Annotated in this window: 11 protein-coding genes; 8 read left to right on the top strand and 3 right to left on the bottom strand. The window is 73.1% G+C overall.

Going from position 1 to position 18,509, the window contains the following annotated elements; all coding sequences use genetic code 11:
- The first annotated feature begins 61 nt into the window (after positions 1 to 61).
- From MQE23_RS09320 to MQE23_RS09305, 4 genes are all read left to right on the top strand, one after another.
- Entirely contained in the window at positions 62 to 1,888 is a 1,827-nt protein-coding gene (locus MQE23_RS09320) for a gamma-glutamyltransferase (RefSeq protein ID WP_243378845.1), read from the top strand.
- A gap of 116 nt (positions 1,889 to 2,004) precedes the next feature.
- Complete coding sequence (locus MQE23_RS09315; protein WP_020277056.1) at positions 2,005 to 2,850, top strand: inositol monophosphatase family protein; 846 nt, start codon at positions 2,005 to 2,007, stop codon at positions 2,848 to 2,850.
- Positions 2,851 to 3,000: 150 nt separating this feature from the next.
- Entirely contained in the window at positions 3,001 to 4,410 is a 1,410-nt protein-coding gene (locus tag MQE23_RS09310; protein WP_020277055.1) for an NAD(P)/FAD-dependent oxidoreductase, read from the top strand.
- Positions 4,407 to 4,916, top strand: coding sequence for an O-acetyl-ADP-ribose deacetylase (locus tag MQE23_RS09305; protein WP_020277054.1), 510 nt, complete (start codon positions 4,407 to 4,409; stop codon positions 4,914 to 4,916). Before MQE23_RS09310 ends, MQE23_RS09305 begins: the two co-directional genes overlap by 4 nt.
- A 24-nt stretch (positions 4,917 to 4,940) precedes the next feature.
- On the opposite strand, the gene MQE23_RS09300 is transcribed toward MQE23_RS09305, so the two are convergent.
- Positions 4,941 to 5,774: a class II glutamine amidotransferase gene (locus MQE23_RS09300; RefSeq protein ID WP_037673724.1), complete on the bottom strand. Its 834-nt coding sequence runs from the start codon at positions 5,772 to 5,774 to the stop codon at positions 4,941 to 4,943.
- A 272-nt stretch (positions 5,775 to 6,046) separates the two neighbouring features.
- On the opposite strand from MQE23_RS09300, the gene MQE23_RS09295 reads away from it, so the two are divergent.
- Together MQE23_RS09295 and MQE23_RS09290 are read left to right on the top strand one after the other, a co-directional pair.
- Positions 6,047 to 8,719 (top strand): LuxR C-terminal-related transcriptional regulator, encoded by a 2,673-nt coding sequence (locus MQE23_RS09295; RefSeq protein WP_243378844.1) that lies wholly within the window; start codon positions 6,047 to 6,049, stop codon positions 8,717 to 8,719.
- Between the two features lie 179 nt (positions 8,720 to 8,898).
- Entirely contained in the window at positions 8,899 to 9,312 is a 414-nt protein-coding gene (locus MQE23_RS09290) for a hypothetical protein (protein WP_020282217.1), read from the top strand.
- A gap of 99 nt (positions 9,313 to 9,411) precedes the next feature.
- Here MQE23_RS09290 and MQE23_RS09285 read toward each other — a convergent pair whose 3' ends face one another.
- Together MQE23_RS09285 and MQE23_RS09280 are read right to left on the bottom strand one after the other, a co-directional pair.
- Positions 9,412 to 11,076 carry an ABC-F family ATP-binding cassette domain-containing protein gene (locus tag MQE23_RS09285; protein ID WP_243378843.1) on the bottom strand — a complete coding sequence of 555 codons (1,665 nt, stop codon included), beginning with the start codon at positions 11,074 to 11,076 and terminating at the stop codon, positions 9,412 to 9,414.
- Positions 11,077 to 11,312: 236 nt separating this feature from the next.
- A complete protein-coding gene (locus MQE23_RS09280) occupies positions 11,313 to 13,358 on the bottom strand; it encodes a SpoIIE family protein phosphatase (protein WP_020274581.1) in 2,046 nt (681 codons plus the stop codon).
- Between the two features lie 152 nt (positions 13,359 to 13,510).
- On the opposite strand from MQE23_RS09280, the gene MQE23_RS09275 reads away from it, so the two are divergent.
- Entirely contained in the window at positions 13,511 to 14,341 is an 831-nt protein-coding gene (locus MQE23_RS09275; RefSeq protein WP_020274582.1) for an alpha/beta hydrolase, read from the top strand.
- Between the two features lie 237 nt (positions 14,342 to 14,578).
- A complete protein-coding gene (locus MQE23_RS09270; RefSeq protein ID WP_243378842.1) occupies positions 14,579 to 18,472 on the top strand; it encodes a glycoside hydrolase family 2 TIM barrel-domain containing protein in 3,894 nt (1,297 codons plus the stop codon).
- Positions 18,473 to 18,509 lie beyond the last annotated feature (37 nt).

The raw sequence follows: 18,509 nt of genomic DNA, 5'->3' as shown, positions 1-18,509 counted from the left end.
CCGTCAGCCCGGGTAGGGAAGGGAGATCACCGGCAAACAGGTGAACGAGATGAGAGGCCCTATGTTCACGACCCGCCCCACTCTCCAGGGCACCTTCGGCATGGTGTCCTCCACGCACTGGCTCGCCTCGCAGTCGGCCATGGCCGTCCTGGAGGACGGCGGCAACGCCTACGACGCCGCCGTGGCGGGCGCGTTCGTGCTGCATGTCGTCGAGCCGCACCTCAACGGCCCGGCCGGCGAGGTGCCGATCCTGCTCGCGCCGGCCGGCGGTGAGGTACGGGTGCTGTGCGGGCAGGGCGTCGCACCGGCCGGGGCGACGGTCGCGCACTACCGGGGCCTCGGCCTGGACCTCGTCCCCGGCACCGGGCCGCTCGCCGCCGCCGTGCCGGGCGCGTTCGACGCCTGGATGCTGCTGCTGCGCGACCACGGCACCAAGTCCCTCGCCGATGTCCTGAAGTACGCCGTCGGATACGCCGAGCACGGACACCCGCCCGTGGAACGCGTCGGCGAGACCGTCGAGACCGTACGCGAACTGTTCGAGACGGAATGGACCTCCTCGGCGGACGTCTACCTGCCCGGCGGCAAGCCACCCCGCCCCGGCGGGCTCTTCGCCAACCCGGCGCTCGCCGCCACCTGGAAGCGCCTGCTCGCCCGCACCGCGGGGGCGGGGGACCGGGAGGCCCGGATCGAGGCCGCGCGGGAGGTGTGGCGCTCCGGCTTCATAGCCGAGGCCCTGGTGCGGCAGGCCGGGCGGCCCACCCTGGACACCAGCGGCGCACACCACACCGGCACCCTCACGGCCGCCGACCTCGCCGCCTGGTCCGCGACCTACGAGACGCCGGCGACGTACGACTGGAACGGCTGGACCGTGTGCAAGCCGGGCCCCTGGAGCCAGGGCCCGGTGCTCCTCCAGCAGCTCGCCCTGCTCCCGCCCGAGCTGCCCCCCCAGGGCTCCGCCGACTACGTCCACCTGCTGGTCGAGAACTGCAAACTCGCCATGGCCGACCGGGAGGCCTGGTACGGGGACGCCGCCGGGGTGCCGCTCGACGACCTGCTGTCCGACGCGTACAACACCGACCGCCGCGCTCTCGTCGGCGAGCGGGCCTCCCACGAGCTGCGGCCCGGCAGCCCCGGCGGACGCACCCCGCGACTGTGCGCGCACGCGCGCGTGGCGGCCACCGCCCAGGAGGGCTCCGCCGCCCCGGGCACCGGCGAACCCACCGTCGCGAAGAGCCCGGCGTCCCCCGTGCCCGGCGAGCCGGAGGTCGGCGACGACGGGGCCACCCGCGGCGACACCTGTCACCTCGACGTCGTCGACCGCTGGGGCAACATGGTCTCGGCCACGCCCAGCGGCGGCTGGCTCCAGTCCAACCCCGTCGTGCCCGAACTCGGCTTCCCGCTCGGCACCCGGCTCCAGATGACCTGGCTGGAGGAGGGCCTGCCCAACTCCCTCACCCCCGGCCGCCGGCCCCGCACCACGCTGACGCCCTCGATCGCACTGCGCGAGGGTGTGCCGGTCATGGCGTTCGGCACACCGGGCGGGGACCAGCAGGACCAGTGGCAGCTGCACTTCCTCCTGGCGGTCGCGCTGCGCTCCCGGGTGCGCGGCGGCCTGGACCTCCAGGGCGCGATCGACGCCCCGAACTGGCACAACGACAGCTTCCCCGGCTCGTTCTACCCGCGCGGCATGCGTCCGGGGAGCGTCACCGTGGAGTCGCGCACGGACCCGGCCGTCGTCAAGGAGCTGCGGCGGCGCGGCCACCGGGTGACCGTCGGCGGCCCCTGGTCGGAGGGCAGGCTCTGCGCGGTCGCGCGGGACCCCGAGACGGGCGTCCTGTCGGCGGCGGCGAACCCGCGCGGCATGCAGGGCTACGCCGTCGGGCGGTGAACCCGCCGAGTCTCATGGCTGTGGAGCCCGCGCGGAGGCGTCGCTGTTCATCGTGCAGCCACCGGGAGTGCACCGGCTGGGTAGGGATTGTCAGTGCCGCGTGTTGTGATGGAGGGGTGATCGACAGCACCGAAACCATCGAAGAGTTTCTCGCACGGCACGCTTCCGACGTCGAGGAGGCGATCCGCAGCGCGGCCGCCGCCGAGATCATGCCGCGCTGGCGCCGACTCGCCGCACACGAGGTCGACCAGAAGGCCGGCCCGCACGACCTGGTCACGGACGCCGACCGCAAGGCCGAGCTGTACCTGACCGAGGCACTGGGCGCCCTGCTGCCCGGCTCGGCCGTGGTCGGCGAGGAGGCGGTCCACGCCAACCCGGCGTCCTACGAGGCCATACGCGGCGACGCCCCGGTCTGGATCGTCGACCCGGTCGACGGGACCCGGCAGTTCGTGCGCGGCGAACCGGCCTTCTGCACCCTGGTCGCGCTGGCCCAGGGCGGCACCCTGCTCGCCTCCTGGACCTACGCCGCCGCCCGCGACCGGCTCGCCACCGCGCAGCGGGGCAAGGGCGCCTACCTCGACGGGGAGCGGCTGTTCGCCGGCGTTCCCGAGCCCGGCCGGGACCTCCGCGTGGCCACTTCCCATCCGGACTACACGACGGACGAACAAAAGCACGCGCTGCTCGGCCTGCGCACCGAGGGTGTGGCACCGCGCGCGTGCGGCTCGGCCGGACTGGAGTACCTCGCCATCGCGCGGGGCGAGTCCGACGCGGTCGCCTTCTCCTGGGAGGCCGCGTGGGACCACGCGGCCGGTCTGCTCCTGGTCGAGGAGGCGGGCGGCGCCCACCTGACCCGCACGGGCGAGCCGTTCCGCATCACGGGCGGCAACGACCTGCCGTTCACCGCGGCCCGCGACGCGGCCACGGCCCGCCGGGTGGCGGCTCTGCTGGCGAGCGGAGCCTGAATGTCACGGACCGTACACGCGCAGTCGCTCAAGCGGCGCTCCGGGCCGCTTTCCCGCACGAATCCCCCCGCGGCCGGTGACTGTCAGTCCCCGGGCCTATCCTGATCCTCAGTGGCCGTCGGCTGACGAAGGGGTCCGAAGGTGCCGTCGATGCTCGATGCCGTCGTAGTGGGTGCGGGGCCGAACGGACTGACCGCGGCCGTGGAGCTGGCCCGCCGCGGATTCTCCGTCGCCGTGTTCGAGGCCCGGGGCACCGTGGGCGGCGGTGCCCGCACCGAGGAGCTCACCCTGCCCGGCTTCCGGCACGACCCGTGCTCCGCGGCGCACCCGCTCGCCATCAACTCACCCGCGTTCCGCGCCCTGCCGCTCCAGCGCTACGGCCTGGAGTGGCTGCACGCCGAGCTCCCCATGGCGCACCCCTTCCCGGACGGCTCGGCGGCCGTGCTGGCCCGGTCGGTGGGCGAGACGGCCGCCTCCTTCGGGCCGCGCGACGCCGGGGCGTACCGCAGGCTCGTCGAGCCCTTCCTGCCCAAGTGGGACGCGCTGGCCCGCGACTTCATGTCCCTGCCGCTCACCGCGCTGCCCCGCGACCCGGTCACGCTCGCCCGCTTCGGCCTGGTCGGCCTGCCTCCGTCGACCCTGCTGACGCGCCGCTTCCGCGACGAACCGGCCAGGACCCTGTTCGCCGGGCTCGTCGCACATGTCATGGCGCCGCTCGGCGGCTTCGCCACCAGCGCCATCGGCCTGGTCTTCGCCCTGGCGGCACACGCCCGCGGCTGGCCCGTCGCCCGCGGCGGCTCCCAGGCGATCTCCGACGCCCTCGCCGCCTACCTGCGCGATCTCGGCGGCAGCGTCCACACGGACTACGAGGTCAAACGCCTCGACGACCTGCCGCCGGCCCGCGCGTACGTCTTCGACACCTCGCCCACCGCCCTGGCCCGCATCGCCGGCTTCGGCAACCACTACGCGGACTACCGCTACGGGCCGGGCGTCTTCAAGATCGACTACGCGCTGGACGGCCCCGTGCCCTGGACCGCGAAGGAGGCCCGCGTCGCCGGCACGGTGCAGATCGGTGCCAACCGCGCGGAGATCGGCACGGCACTGCGCGCGGCGTCCCGGGAGGGCCGGGCCCCCGACAAACCGTTCCTGATCACGGTCCAGCCGAGCATCGTCGACCCCACCCGGGCCCCGGCGGGCAAGCACGTCTTCTGGGCCTACGGCCATGTACCGCACGGCTGGACCGGCGACCTCACCGACGCCGTCGAACGCCAACTGGAGCGCTTCGCCCCGGGGTTCCGCGACCGCGTCCTGGCCCGGGCGACGGCGGGCCCGCCCGAACTCGCCGCCCGCAACGCCAACTACGTCGGCGGCGACATCGCCTCCGGCGCGGTCTCCGGCCTGCAGGTCCTGCTGCGCCCCAGACCGACCCTGTTCCCCTATCGCACCCCTCACCCGGCCGTCTTCATCTGCTCGTCGGCGACCCCGCCGGGTCCCGGCGTGCACGGCATGTCGGGGCACAACGCGGCCAAGGCCGTCTGGAAGCGACTGAGGCAGACGTGACCACCATCGAACTCGTCCAGGGCGACATCACCCGCGAGAGCGTCGACGCCATCGTCAACGCGGCCAACTCCTCGCTGCTGGGCGGGGGAGGCGTCGACGGAGCGATCCACCGGCGCGGCGGCCCCGCCATCCTGGAGGAGTGCCGCAAGCTGCGCGCCTCGCGGTACGGCAAGGGCCTGCGCACGGGTCAGGCGGTAGCCACCACCGCAGGTGACCTGGACGCCCGCTGGGTCATCCACACGGTAGGCCCCGTCTTCAGCGCGACCGAGGACCGCTCCGCCCTCCTCGCCTCCTGCTACCGCGAGTCCCTCCGCGTCGCCGACGAACTCGGCGCCCGCACGGTGGCGTTCCCGGCCGTCTCCACGGGCGTCTACGGCTGGCCGATGGACGACGGCGCACGCATCGCGGTGGAAACCGTACGGGCAGCGGACACGGCGGTCGAGCAGGTCAGGTTCGTGCTCTTCGACCAGCAGGCGTACGAGGTGTTCGCCGACCGGCTCCGCTGACGCGACCCGGCCGGGCCGGCCGGCTCAGACCGGCTCGGGCTCGAAGTGCCGTAGCAGTTCCCGGCCTGGCTGCACCACGCCGTAGCTGCTCTCCGGTACGGCGTTCCAGACGCCGGGCAGATCACCGAGCGGTTCCGACACCACCAGCCGGGTGTCGTCGGAGATGTTCTTCAGGAACGCGAGATCGGGGTGGAGGGCCCGCACGCCCTCCACCCGGCTGCTGTAGTACAGCGACCGCGAGTCTCCCGCGCTGGAGTACCGGAAGAACCACAGCCGTTCGCCGTCGGTCACCGCGACCGTCATCTGGAGCGGCTGCGGCACCCCGTGCTCGTGGCCCAGCCGCTCGACGAGCCCCACCATGCGGGCCACCGCGCCCGGCGGATCGCCGTCCAGCCCGAGGGTGAGGGCCACGTGGAACATCACCTCGGAGTCCGTCGTGCCCTCCAGCGAGGGGAACAGCTCCGGAGCCACGGCGAGCATGAGGTCGCGGCGCAGTTCGCTGAACCCGCTGATCGCCCCGTTGTGCATCCACATCCAGCGCCCGTGCCGGAAGGGATGACAGTTGGTCTGCTGCACGGCCGACCCGGTGGAGGCGCGGACGTGGGCGAAGAACAGCGACGAGCGGACGTGGTCGGCGATCTCCCGGAGATTGCGGTTGCTCCAGGCCGGGCCCGTATCGCGGATCACGGCGGGGGTGCGCAGGTGCCACGCGTACCACCCGACGCCGAAGCCGTCGCCGTTGGTGGTCTCGACACCCATCCGCGCGTGCAGGCTCTGGTCGATCAGTGAGTGCTGCGGCCGGTAGAGGACGTCGTCCAGCAGCACGGGAGTGCCCGAGTAGGCGAGCCAGCGGCACATGGTCACCATCCCCGATCCGAGCCGCTCGGCCCTGCCGTGCGACTCCGCAGGTGTCGGTGCGGATACGTCTCGCGCGCCGGGGCCGCGGCGCGTGATCCCAGAGAACCCCGTCACCCCCGATGCCCGCATCGCCCGCCACGGGTGGTTGTCACGGGTGGTCGCCGGGGGGAGCGGCAGGGCCCGGGCCGGTGTGCGCGGGGGAGTGAACACTGAGATCCTGAGGAAGACGAGTGCTGCTCATGATCCGGCGCACGGCAGGCAGTGGGAGCCCCATGGCCGCGACCGCGGAGACTGGTGCGGAGCCGGCGTCCACGGGCGTCGACCCCACGGGCGACCCGCTGCTGCGTACCCGGTTCGCCCTGCCGAAGCGGCCCGCCGGCTTCCTGCGCCGGACCCGCCTGGCCCGACACCTCGACCAGGCGCTCATGACACCCCTGACGATGGTCAACGGCCCGGCCGGCGCCGGCAAGACGCTCCTGGTCGCCGACTGGGCCGCCGGCCTGCGCGAACCGGTCGTCTGGCTCACGGCCGACCCCGCCGACCAGGCACCCGGGATCTTCTGGGCCTATCTGCTGGAGGCACTGCGCGCCGCCGGCGTACCGGTGGCAGCCGAGGTCGGCTGCCCGGCGCAGGCCGGCCGGGTGGACCGACGGACGCTGACCTGCCTCGCCGCCGACCTCGAGAGCCGGGACCACACGACCGTCGTCGTCCTCGACGAGTTCGACCGGGTGAGCTCACCCGAGATCGCGGAGCAGTTGCAGTTCGTCCTGCACCACGCCGGGCACGGCCTGCGCCTGGTCCTCGTCACCCGTACGGAACCCCTGCTGCCGCTGCACCGGTACCGGGCCTCGGGCGAGATGACGGAGATCCGGGACGCGGAGCTGGCGTTCACCGCCGAGGAGGCCGGGGTGCTGCTGTCGCGGCACGGTCTGCATCTGAACCACAGCGCCGTGCGGGCCCTGGTGGAGCGCACCCAGGGATGGGCCGCCGGCCTCAGACTGTGCGCACTGGCCGCCCGGCAGGTCGCGGACCCCCACCTGTACGTCAAGCAGTTCGAGGCCGACCACAGTGCGGTGGCCGACTTCCTGCTGGCCGAGGTGCTCGACCGGCAGCCACCCGCCACCCAGGACCTGCTGCTGCGCATCAGCGTCCTGGACCGCTGCTGCCCCGACCTGGTGAACGCGCTGACCCTGCGCACCGACGCGGAGCCGGTCCTGGCCGCGCTGCACCGGCAGAACGCCTTCGTCCAGTACCTCGGCCACTCGTGGTACGGCCTGCACCCGCTGTTCGCGGAGATCCTCCGAGCTCACCTGCGAGAGCGCTTCCCCGGTCTGGAACCGGAGCTGCGCGGCCGGGCCGCGCGGTGGCTGCGGCGGTCCGGAGCCCTGCACGAAGCGCTCGTCCAGGGTGCCGCGGCGGACGACTGGGAGTTCACCGCCAACGCCGTGGTGGACGACCTCGCGATCGGGCAGCTGTTCACCGGTCTGCACTCCGAGGACCTGTCCGCCCTGTTCGCGCGCATGAGCCCCGAGGCCACGGGCCCGGCGCCCGACCTCGTCCGCGCCGCCCGCGAACTGGCCCGCCACGATCTCGACCACGGCCTGCCCCACCTGGACCGGGCCGAACGCGACCTGGCCGCGAACGGCAGCGACCGGGCCCCGGTCCGGCTCGGCTGCGCCCTGCTGGAAGCCCTGGCGGCACGGATGACGGGCTCTCCGGACAGGGCGGAGCGAGCCGCCGAGGAGGCGCGCGCCCTCCGGCAGGACGTCCCCGCACACCGCCTGGACGCCCACCCCGAAGTCACCGCCCTCCTGCTCACCCACCTCGGCTCCGCCCGCCTGTGGGCCGGTCGCTTCGACGCCGCCCGCGACGCCCTGTCGGCGGTCGCCGGACACCCCGGCGGAGCGGCGATGGCGCTGCCCAGGTGGGAAGCCCTCGGCCACCTCGCGCTGATCGACTACCTGAACGGCCGGCCCGGCCCGGCGGAGCACAAGGCCCTGGCGGCGGCCGACCAGGCGGAGCGCTACAGCCTGCCCCGGCGGTCCGGGTCCGGCATCGCCCCGCTGGTCCTGGCCGCCGTCCTCATCGACCGCGACGAACTCGACGACGCCCAGGCGCTCCTCGACGCGGCGGCCGCCTCCCTCCCGCTCACCGGCGACCCCGTCGTGGAGGCCGGCCGGACCCTCACCCGGGGGCGGCTGCTCCTCGCCCGAGGGGACGCCCGGGCCGCGCTGGCGGCGGCGGAAGCGTCCGTCCCGGCAGCGGTGAGCTCACCCTGGGCGGAGGACCACGCCGCCCTGCTCGCATCCGCCGCCCACCTGGCCCGGGGGCGTCCCGAATCGGCCCGGGCGGTCGTGGAGCGCGTGGCGCACCACCGGACGGCCTGTGCGGTCGAGGCGGCGCGGGCCCGGCTCGCGGCGGGCCATGTCGAAGGGGCGCTCGACATGATCGACAGCCTGCCGGAGGACGACCGGCCCGGCCCGGCGGTGACCATCCGCGCCACGCTGGTCCGTGCCCAGGTTGCGTACGAGAGAGGCGACCCGGTCGCCGCCCGCCGCCTCGTCGCCCGGGCCCTCCTGGACGGCCGGCGCGGGCACCTGCGCCGGCCCTTCCTGGAAGCCGGTCCCTGGCTCCGCCCCTTGCTGAGCACCGGCCGGCTCCGGGAACTGGCCGACGGCTGGCTCCTCTCCCGCCCCGGCCCCCACCACGACCCCCGGCCCACCGTGCCGGACCGGCACCCGGCCCTCGCCGTCGAGGACCTCAGCGCACGCGAGGGCGACGTGCTACGGCTCCTGGCCGAGATGAGGTCGACGGAGGAGATCGCCGCCGACCTGCACGTGTCCGTGAACACGGTGAAGACCCACCTCAAGAGCATCTACCGCAAGCTCGCGGTCAGCCGCCGCAGCGACGCGGTGCGCCGCGCCCGCGAACGGCGGCTGCTGTGAGGTTCACCTGCGCCGGGTGACAGCGCACGGCGCGCCAGGGCGGACCATCGCCGTACGGATCACCCACCGCGGGTGAGGCGGCCCCGTCCCGTACGTGAGCACGCTGAGAACGGCACGGAACGGTTGCCGGGCGTGCGGCCGCGACCGCGCGCCGGACCCGACAGAAACGAGGCAGCAGGATGACCGCCACACACCCTACGCACGGGCACACCGCGAAACGCGGATTCGCCGTCGGCCTGATGGTCTTCGGTGCCGTCATGCTCATGATCGCCGGGATCCTGGGCATCCTGCGCGGCATCGCGGCGATCGCCGAGGACGACGTGTTCCTCTCGACGCCCAACTACGTGTTCGAGTTCGACCTCACGGGCTGGGGATGGGTCCATCTGATCCTGGGCGCGGTCGCCGTGATCGTCAGCATGGGGCTGTTCCAGGCGTCGACGTGGGCCCGGGTCGCCGGCGTGGGCATCGCCGGCCTCGTCATCATCGCCAACTTCCTCTCCCTGCCGTCCTACCCGGTCTGGTCGGTCGTGATGATCGCGATGTCCGGCTTCATCATCTGGGCCCTGTGCGCCGTGCGGAAGGACGAGGCCTGAGAGCAGCTCGGACCGTCCCCCGACCACGGCTGTGCCCGGCGCTCCGGGCGGGTGAGCCCGCCCGGAGCGCCGGCCGTCCGCGTCGTGAGCGGCGCCCCGTCAGCTCGCCCCCGCACCGACCCCCCGGCCCGCCGGGCGGTGGCGCGCCGGCGCGAGGTGCGGCCAGTCGGCGATGTCGCGTCGCATCTGACGGTCGTGGGTCGCCAGGACGACGGCCGCCGCCGTGCTGTGCAGCGCTTCGGTGAGCTCGTCGACCAGCGCGATGGACAGGTGGTTCGTGGGCTCGTCCAGCAGCAGCACGTGCGGGCGGGCGGCCAGCGATAAGGCCAGGTCGAGACGCCGCTGCTGACCGGTCGACAGTTCGGCCACCGCCTTGCCGGCGTCGCGCGAGGTGAGCAGACCCAGCGAGCCGAGCCCCACGACCTCACCTTCCTTCAGCACGCCGGCCGTGACCAGGCGCGCGGTGTGCGCCTCGTAGAGGTCACGGGCCCGCCGGTGCGTGGCCCGCGGAGACTCCTGCCCGAGCAGACGCACCCGCACCCCGCGGGCCCGGTGCACCCGGCCCGTGTCCGGGTCGAGCCGGCCGGCCAGGACGGACAGGAGCGTGGACTTGCCCGCGCCGTTCGGGCCGGTGACGGCCAGCCTGCCGCCGGACGTCACCGACAGGCTCGTCGCGTGCTGCAGCCGCCCGTCGACCGTGACCTCCTCCGCACGCAGCAGGACGACGCCCGGCCGGGCGGGCAGGGCGGGCATCGAGAAGCGCTGCGGCGGCACCGGCGCGGTGACCTTGTGGCGGTCCAGGTCGTCCTGGCGCCGGTGGACGGAGCGCACCAGGGCACCGGCGCGGGTGGCGCGCTGATGCTTGCCGGTGCCCTTGTCCGGGCGCCAGCCGGTGCTCAGCCCGTTCTGCACCTCCGAGAGGGCCTGCTGGAGACGGACGTGCTCGGTCCGCTGCTGCTCGTACTCCTCCTCCCAGCGCACCAGTTCGGCCTCGCGGCCCTCCCGGTAGCCGGCGTAGCCACCGCCGTACACGCCCGGCCGGCCGTCGCGCGTGGGGTCGAGGTCGAGGATCGTCGTCGCCACGTCCGCGAGCAGCGCCCGGTCGTGGCTGACCACCACGACACCGCCCGTGTGGGCGCGCAGCCTGGCGGTGAGGTACTCCAGCCCGCCCGCGTCCAGGTGGTTGGTCGGCTCGTCCAGGAGCAGGACGTCGTACTCGGCGCCCAGCAGGCAGGCCAGCCGGATCCGGTAGCGCTGGCCGACCGACAGGGTGGCCAGGGGACGGGCACGGTCGCCGACCGCGCCCAGCCCGTCCAGGGCCACGTCCACCCGGCGGTCGGCGTCCCAGGCGTCCAGCGCCTGCGCCGCCTCCAGGGCGTCGGCATAGGCCCGTTCGGCACCGGGCCGTTCCGCCGCGAGGGCTTCCGCGGCGGCGTCCAGCTCCCGCAGGGCGGCACGCGCGCCGGCCAGGTACTCGTCGATGAAGTCGCCGACCGTACGCTCGTCCCCGGCCGGCAGCTCCTGCTCGGCCAGGGCGAGGGTGCCCACGCGGTGCACGGTCCCGGCGTCCGGGGCCAGCAGGCCGGCCAGGACGTGCAACAGGGTCGACTTGCCGCGTCCGTTCTCGCCGACGACGCCCCAGCGGGCACCGGGGGAGACCTTCATCCCGACGTCGTGCAGCACGGTGCGGCCACCGCGGTCGACGCGGACGCCGGCGCAGATGAGCTGGGCCCGGTCGCGGGCAGGCAGGGTAAGGGGGGTCACGTTCTCCTCCTCGTCAAGGAGGCACACTTCACCCCCGGTACGGGCGGGGGGTGTGAGCGAGCCTTCGGATCCGACGGACGGCCGGGCCCGGAATCGGGCGGGCCGTGGGCGACGTCGTGGCTCCCGGCGCCTCGGCCCGTGTTCGTCAGGGCATGCGAGGGGCGGAGCCGGTGGCCCGGATCAGAGGTAGAGAACGTAACTCACGCACATATGTTAACAGTTGCCGCCGAGCGCGCTCAGGACCGGGCGCGGACCAGCAGGAGTGCGACGTCGTCGTCCGGCTCCGGGCTCAGCGCGCCGAGGAGGCTGTCACTGGCCCGTTGCAGGCTGGGCCCCGCGTCCTCCACGAGGCGGGTCAGCAGGGTGAGGCCGGTGTCGATCGGCTCTCCGCGGTTCTCGACCAGCCCGTCGGTGTACAGGGCGAGCAGGGAGCCCGGGGTGAACTCCAGTTCCACGGTGCCGAACTCCACGCCGCCCACCCCCAGCGGCACGCCGCCGGGCACGTCGACGAGTTTCGCGCCGCCGTCCGCCCCGGCGAGCACGGGCGGCAGATGACCGGCGCTGGACAGCGAACAGACACCGGCCCGCAGGTCGCACACCGCGTACACGCACGTGGCGATCGCGTCGCCGAGCGAGCCGGCGATGTCGTCGAGGTGCCGCAGCAGTTCGGCGGGCGGCAGGTCCAGCCGGGCCAGCGCCCGCGTCGCCGTGCTCAGCTGTCCCATGATCGCCGCGGCCTGGACGCCCTTGCCCATGACGTCGCCCACCACGAGCCCGGTGCGTCCCGGTCCCAGCGGCAGCACGTCGTACCAGTCGCCGCCGACCTCGCTGAGCGCCGGGCGGTAGCGGGCGGCGATGTCCAGCCCCTCCTGCTCGGCGGGCGTGGCCGGCAGCAGGCTGCGCTGGAGCGTCAGGGCGGTGCCGCGTTCCCGGCCGTAGAGGCGGGCGTTGTCGATGCAGATCGCGGCGCGGGCGGCGAGCTCCGAGGCGAGCACCTGGTCCCGGTCGTCGAAGGGACGCTCGTCGACCGTGCGGTACAGGGTGAGGGTGCCGAGCACCTTGCCCCGGGCCATCAGCGGCACCGCCATATAGGAGTGTGCGCCGGCCTCGTGCAGGGTCCGGGCGGCCCGTGCGTCCCGGGCGATGCGCCGCATCATCTTCGGATCCACGCGCTCGACCAGGACCGGCCGGGCCCTGCGGACGCACTGCGTGATGATCCGTGACGAAGCGTAGGTGGCCAGTTCGCCGACCGGGTCGGCGGCGTGGATGGCGTCGGTCGGGTAGCCCGCCGCGACGGCCAGCGCCCGGAACTCCGCGGGTGCGCCGCCCGACACCGGCGCGATGGTGCCGCGGGCCACGACGGACTCCAGGACGTCCACGGCGGCCAGGTCCGCGAGGTGCGACACCACCACGTCGGCCAGCTCCCGGGCGGTCTGCTGCAGGTCCAGGGTGGTGCCGATCCGCACCCCGGCGTCGGCGATCACCGACAGGTGCTGGCGTGCCTGCGCGACCTCGGCCGCGGCCTGCTGGCGCTCGGTCACGTCCAGCACGGCCATCGCGAGACCGAGCACCCGGCCGTCGGTGTCCTCGATGCGGTGGTACGACTCCGAGTAGGCCCGGTCGTGTTCGTCCGCCGCCGTACGGCCGATGGTCTGCTGGTCGAGCAGGGGCCTGCCGGTCTTGAGGACGTGCCGCATCCGGCCCTCGATGGCCTCGACGTCCAGGCCCGGCAGCACCTCGCCGAGCCGCCGGCCCAGCAGGGCCTCCTCGGGCACCCCGTTGATCCGCTCCAGCGCGGGGTTGACCCCGACCCAGCGCAGCTCGTTGTCGAAGACGGCGATACCGAGCGGCGTCTGGTGGACGAGGCTGTGCGAGAGGGCGAGGTCCCGCTCCACCCTCCGTACGGTCGTCGCGTCCGTGGCGAGTCCCAGCAGGTGGGGCTGCCCCTCGCTGTCGAGGAGCCGCATCGTGCGGAACTCCACGGCGCGTTCCGTGCCGTCGCGGTGCCGCAGCGGGAAGACGCCGGCCCAGCGGTCCCCCGACCTGACCTGGGCGAACAGCTCCCTGCCCCGGGAACGGTTCTCGGGCGCGATCAGGAGTGTGTCGGCGCGCTGCCGCAGGGCCTCCTCGGGGGTGTAGCCGAGGAGTTGCTCGATCTCGGGGCTCCACAGGGCGATGTGCCCGCCGCCGTCCAGGACCACGGCCGCGACCTTCAGCAGGTCCAGCAGCCCGCCGGGCGCGGCCGTGACGGCGTCCCGGTCCGATGGCGCATACCCGTTCATGCGAGCCGCTCCTTCCGGCGCGGCAAAAGGTCCGGCCAAGATCCATTGCGCAGGCTGTCCGATGAGGTCACATTACGGTCGGAGGAGTGACACTGTCGCGCCGAAATGACAAATAATCGCGGGTCGGTGCTCGGAGAGAGGGAGCGGGAATCTTGGCTGACTGGACGCTGCGGGAGAGCCTGGCCACCACATCGGGGACCGTGCGCTGGGACCGGTTCGGGGATCCCGGCGGCGAGCCGGTCGTGCTGCTGCACGGAACGCCCTTCTCCTCGTACGTGTGGCACGAGATCGCTCCGGCACTCGCCGCCGCCGGGCACCACGTGCACGTGTGGGACATGGCGGGCTACGGCACCTCCGACATGCACCCGGACCAGGACGTCTCGCTGGGGACCCAGGGCCGGATCTTCACCGAGCTGCTCGCGCACTGGGGGCTTGGGGAGCCGTCCGTCGTCGCGCACGACTTCGGCGGCTGCGTGGCCCTGCGCGCCCATCTGCTGCACGGCGCCCGCTACCGGCGGCTCGCGCTGGTCGACCCGGTGGCCCTGGAACCCTGGGGCTCCCCCTTCTTCCGGCTGGTCGGCGAGCACAGCCACGTCTTCGAGCAGCTGCCGGCCGCGCTGCACGAGGCGCTGGTGCGCGAGTACGTCACGTCCGCGAGCCACCTCGGCCTGCGGCCCGCCACGCTGGACGCCCTGGTCGGGCCATGGACGGGGGAGCGGGGCCAGGCCGCCTTCTACCGGCAGATCGCACAGGCCGACCAGCGCTACACCGACGACATCCAGCCGCTCTATCCCACCCTCGACCTGCCCGTGACGGTCTGCTGGGGCACCGAGGACACCTGGATCCCCTTCGCCAAGGGGCAGGAGCTGGCCGGGCTGATCCCGGGCGCGCGGCTCGTGCCCGTCCCGGAGTCCGGCCACCTCGTCCCCCTGGACGCCCCCGCCCGGCTGACGAGCGAGGTGCTCACCTTCCTCGGGGCCTGAGGGGGCCTGAGGGGGCCTGAAGGCGCCTGACGCGAGATAACCATCAGGACCGCACAAAGTCCGACGAGGTCATTGCTTCGATTGTGTTCGAGTCCTAGGGTGTGCCTGCTCAGCAGTTGCTCCGTCACCGTCAGTTGCACGAGTCCCAACAGAAACACCCAGCCCGGGAGTTGGGCATCACATCTGACGTGCCCTCAGTCCGTGCAGCACCCTGTCGAACCGAGGAAGGCCACGGTCATGCCGCACCCGCTCCCGTCCCCCGCCGACCGGCCCGTCGTCAGCCGTCGCCGCCTGCTCGAAGGGGGCGCCGCCGTGCTCGGCGCGCTCGCCCTGTCCGCGTCGCCCGCCGTCGCGCACGCGGCCGGCCGGCGCCCGGCGGCGGACGGCCCGCCGGAGTGGAACGACGGCCTGGCCGTGTACCGCGTGGGCACCGAGCCGCCGCACACCACGCTCATGCCGTACGCGGACGTCGAGCAGGCACTCGACGGCGACCGCACCCGCTCGCCGTACCGGCTGAGCCTCGACGGCACGTGGAAGTTCGCCTACGCCGACCGCCCCGACGACCGGGACGCCGACTTCTACCGCACCGACATCGACGACTCCGGCTGGGACACCATCCCCGTGCCCTCGGCCTGGCAGCTGCACGGCTACGACTTCCCGATCTACATCAACATCACCTACCCCTGGTGGGGCCCCAACGGCGGCGGCGAGGACGCCCAGCCGCCGGCCGCCCCGACCCGCTACAACCCCGTCGGCCAGTACCGCCGTACCTTCACCGTCCCCCGGAACTGGTCGGGCCGCCGCACCTTCCTGCACTTCGAGGGCGTCAAGTCCGCCCACTACGTGTGGATCAACGGCGAGCTGGCCGGCTACCACGAGGACTCCTACACCTCCGCCGAGTACGACATCACCCCCCACCTCAAGCCGGGCACCAACCAGATCGCCGTCGAGGTGTACCGCTACTCCGACGCGGAGTGGCTGGAGGACCAGGACATGATCCGGCTGAGCGGCATCTTCCGCTCGGTCCACCTGTACTCCACGCCGAACGTGCACCTGCGCGACTTCAAACTGGACACCCCGCTCGGCGACGACTACACGTCGGCCGAGCTCAAGGTCACCGCGCACGTCCGCGACTACGGCGGCAAGGGCGCGGGCCGCTACACGGTCGAGACCCAGCTGTACGACGCGCGCGGCCACGCGGTCTGGTCGCGGCCCCTGAACCAGCCCGTCGACGTCCCGGACGGTGACGAGGCCACCGCCGAGGCGTCCAGAGCCGTCCCCTCGCCGAAGCTCTGGTCCGCCGAGCACCCGAACCTCTACACCGCCGTGCTGCGGCTGCGCGACCCGTCCGGCAAGGTCGTCGAGACGCTCTCGCACCGGGTCGGCTTCCGCGAGTTCGCGCTCAAGGACGGCCTGATGCGCATCAACGGCAAGCCGGTCTCCTTCCGCGGCACCAACCGGCACGAGATGCACCCCGAGACCGGCTCGGCGCTCACCCGGGCGCAGATGATCGAGGACATCGAGATCATCAAGCGGCTCAACATCAACAGCGTCCGCACCTCGCACTACCCCAACAATCCCCTGTGGCTCGAACTCGCCGACGAGTACGGCCTGTACCTCGTGGGCGAGACCAACCTCGAAACCCACGGCATCCGCGACAGGTTCCCCGGCAGCGGCCACCCCGAGTGGACCGAGGCGTGCGTGGTCCGCGCCCAGAACATGGTCCACCGCGACAAGAACCACGCCTCGGTGGTCATCTGGTCCCTCGGCAACGAGGCGGGCGGCGGCACGACGTTCAACGCCATGTACGACTGGATCCGCTCCTACGACCCCACCCGTGTCATCCAGTACGAGGGCGACGACCGCCCGGGCATCAGCGACATCCGCTCCGAGATGTACGACAGCCCGCAGCGGGTCGAGCAGCGCGCCAAGGACACCGGCGACACCCGCCCGTACGTGATGATCGAGTACTCGCACGGCATGGGGAACTCCAACGGCAACTTCAAGAAGTACTGGGACATCGTCCGCCGCTACGACGTCCTCCAGGGCGGCTGGATCTGGGACTTCGTCGACCAGGCCCTGAGCTGGCCGACCCCGACCCGCAAGCTGCTCACCGAGTCCGGCCCGGGCGCGCTGCGCGGCGAGGTCATCGCACCCGCCGCCGGCTTCGACCGCGCGAAGGGCGTCTCCGGCGGCACCGTCTTCCCCCGTGACGCCCGCCTCGACCTCACCGGCTCCCTCACCCTGGAGGCCTGGGTCACCCCGCACGTGACCGGCGGGCACCAGCCCCTCATCGCCAAGGGCGACACCCAGTACGCCCTCAAACAGACCGACAAGAACCTGGAGTTCTTCATCCACGGCGGCGGTCAGTGGGTCACCGCGAGCTGGGCGCTGCCGGACGGCTGGACGGGCAAGGAGCACCACGTCGCCGGTGTCTTCGACGCGGACGCGGGGACGCTCACCCTGTACGTCGACGGCCAGGTGCGCGGCACCCGGACCACCACCCGGCGCCCCGGCACCAACACCGCGTCCCTGACACTCGCCACCGACGTCGACAATCCGACCCGGGAGTTCAGCGGAACCATCCGGCGGGCCCGCGTCTACGCCCGTGCGCTGAGCGCCGCGGAGCTGGCCTCGGACAGCCGTGGCCCGGACGACGAGGGCGTACGGTTCTGGTTCGACGCCGCCACCGTCGGCTTCACCGAGAAGCGCCCGCGCGACAAGACGTTCTACGCCTACGGCGGCGACTGGGGCGACAACCCCAACGACGGCGCCTTCGCCGGTGACGGCATCATCACCGCCGACCGCGGCCTCACGGGCAAGTCCGCCGAGGTCAAGCAGATCTACCAGGCGATCAACGCGGCACCGGCCTCCGGAGGCGGCCTCGGTGCCGTCACCCTCACCAACGAGTACCTCTTCACCAACCTCCGCGAGTTCGACGGCCGTTGGTCTCTCGTCGCCGACGGCAAGGTCGTCCAGCGCGGCCGGCTGACCCGCGACCAGCTGAACGTCGCGCCGCTTTCCAGCAAGGACATCAAGGTGCCGGTGCGGCTGCCGGCGCAGCCCGCACCGGGCACGGAGTACTTCCTGCAGCTCTCCTTCACCACCAAAGAGTCCACCAAGTGGGCGAAGGCCGGCTTCGAGGTGGCCAAGCAGCAGCTCGCCCTCGACACCGACAGCCCGGCCGTGACGCCCCTGCCGCTGCGCGGCGTCCCCGCCCTGCGCTACACCGACCGGGACGAGGAGGTCACGGTCAGGGGCAAGGGCTTCTCGGTCACCGTCGACAAGAGCACCGGCACCATCACGTCGTACGAGGCGGGCGGCACCAAGCTCATCACCTCCGGCCCCGTCCCGAACTTCTGGCGGGCGCCCACCGACAACGACCGGGGCAACGGCCACCACACCCGCAACCAGACGTGGCGCGACGCGGGAGCCAAGCGGAAGGTGGCGGACGTACGGGTCCGGCCGCTGGACGACCGGGCCGTCGAGGTCACGGTCACCGGCACGCTGCCCACCAGCACGGAGTCCACGTACAGCACGACGTACACGGTCTTCGGCAACGGCGAGATCAAGGTCGACAACACCCTGCACCCGGGAGCGCCGAACCTGCCGTACATCCCCGAGGTCGGCACCCTGCTGTTCCTGCCCCGCCGCCTGGACCGGCTGCACTACTACGGCCGGGGCCCGGAGGAGAACATGTGGGACCGCAACAACGCCACCGACGTCGGCCTGTACTCCGGCCCGGTCTCCGGGCAGTGGACCTCCTACCTGCGTCCCCAGGAGAACGGCAACAAGACCGATGTCCGCTGGGCCGCGCTGACGGACGGCGGCGGACGCGGACTGCTCGTCTGCGGTGAGCCGCTGCTGGAGGTCAACGCCTCGCGCTTCACCCCCGAGGACCTGTCGGTCGGCGCCCGCCACGACTACCAGCTCGACCCCAGGGACGCGGTGGTCCTCCGGGTCAACCACCGTCAGATGGGCGTGGGTGGCGACAACAGCTGGGGCGCCCACACCCACGACGAGTTCAAGCTCTTCGCCAACCGCGACTACGCGTACACCTATCGGCTGCGTCCGCTGACGCGCGTGAGCGAGGCGATGGCGGCCTCGCGACGGCCGACGGCCACCGAATAGAACGAACGGCGGGACAGCGGCGCCGCCTCAAGCGGGC

Origin of the sequence: Streptomyces sp. HP-A2021 (assembly GCF_022807935.1) — a bacterium.
GTDB lineage: Bacteria > Actinomycetota > Actinomycetes > Streptomycetales > Streptomycetaceae > Streptomyces > Streptomyces afghaniensis.
This window is presented reverse-complemented; position numbering and strand designations above follow the sequence as displayed.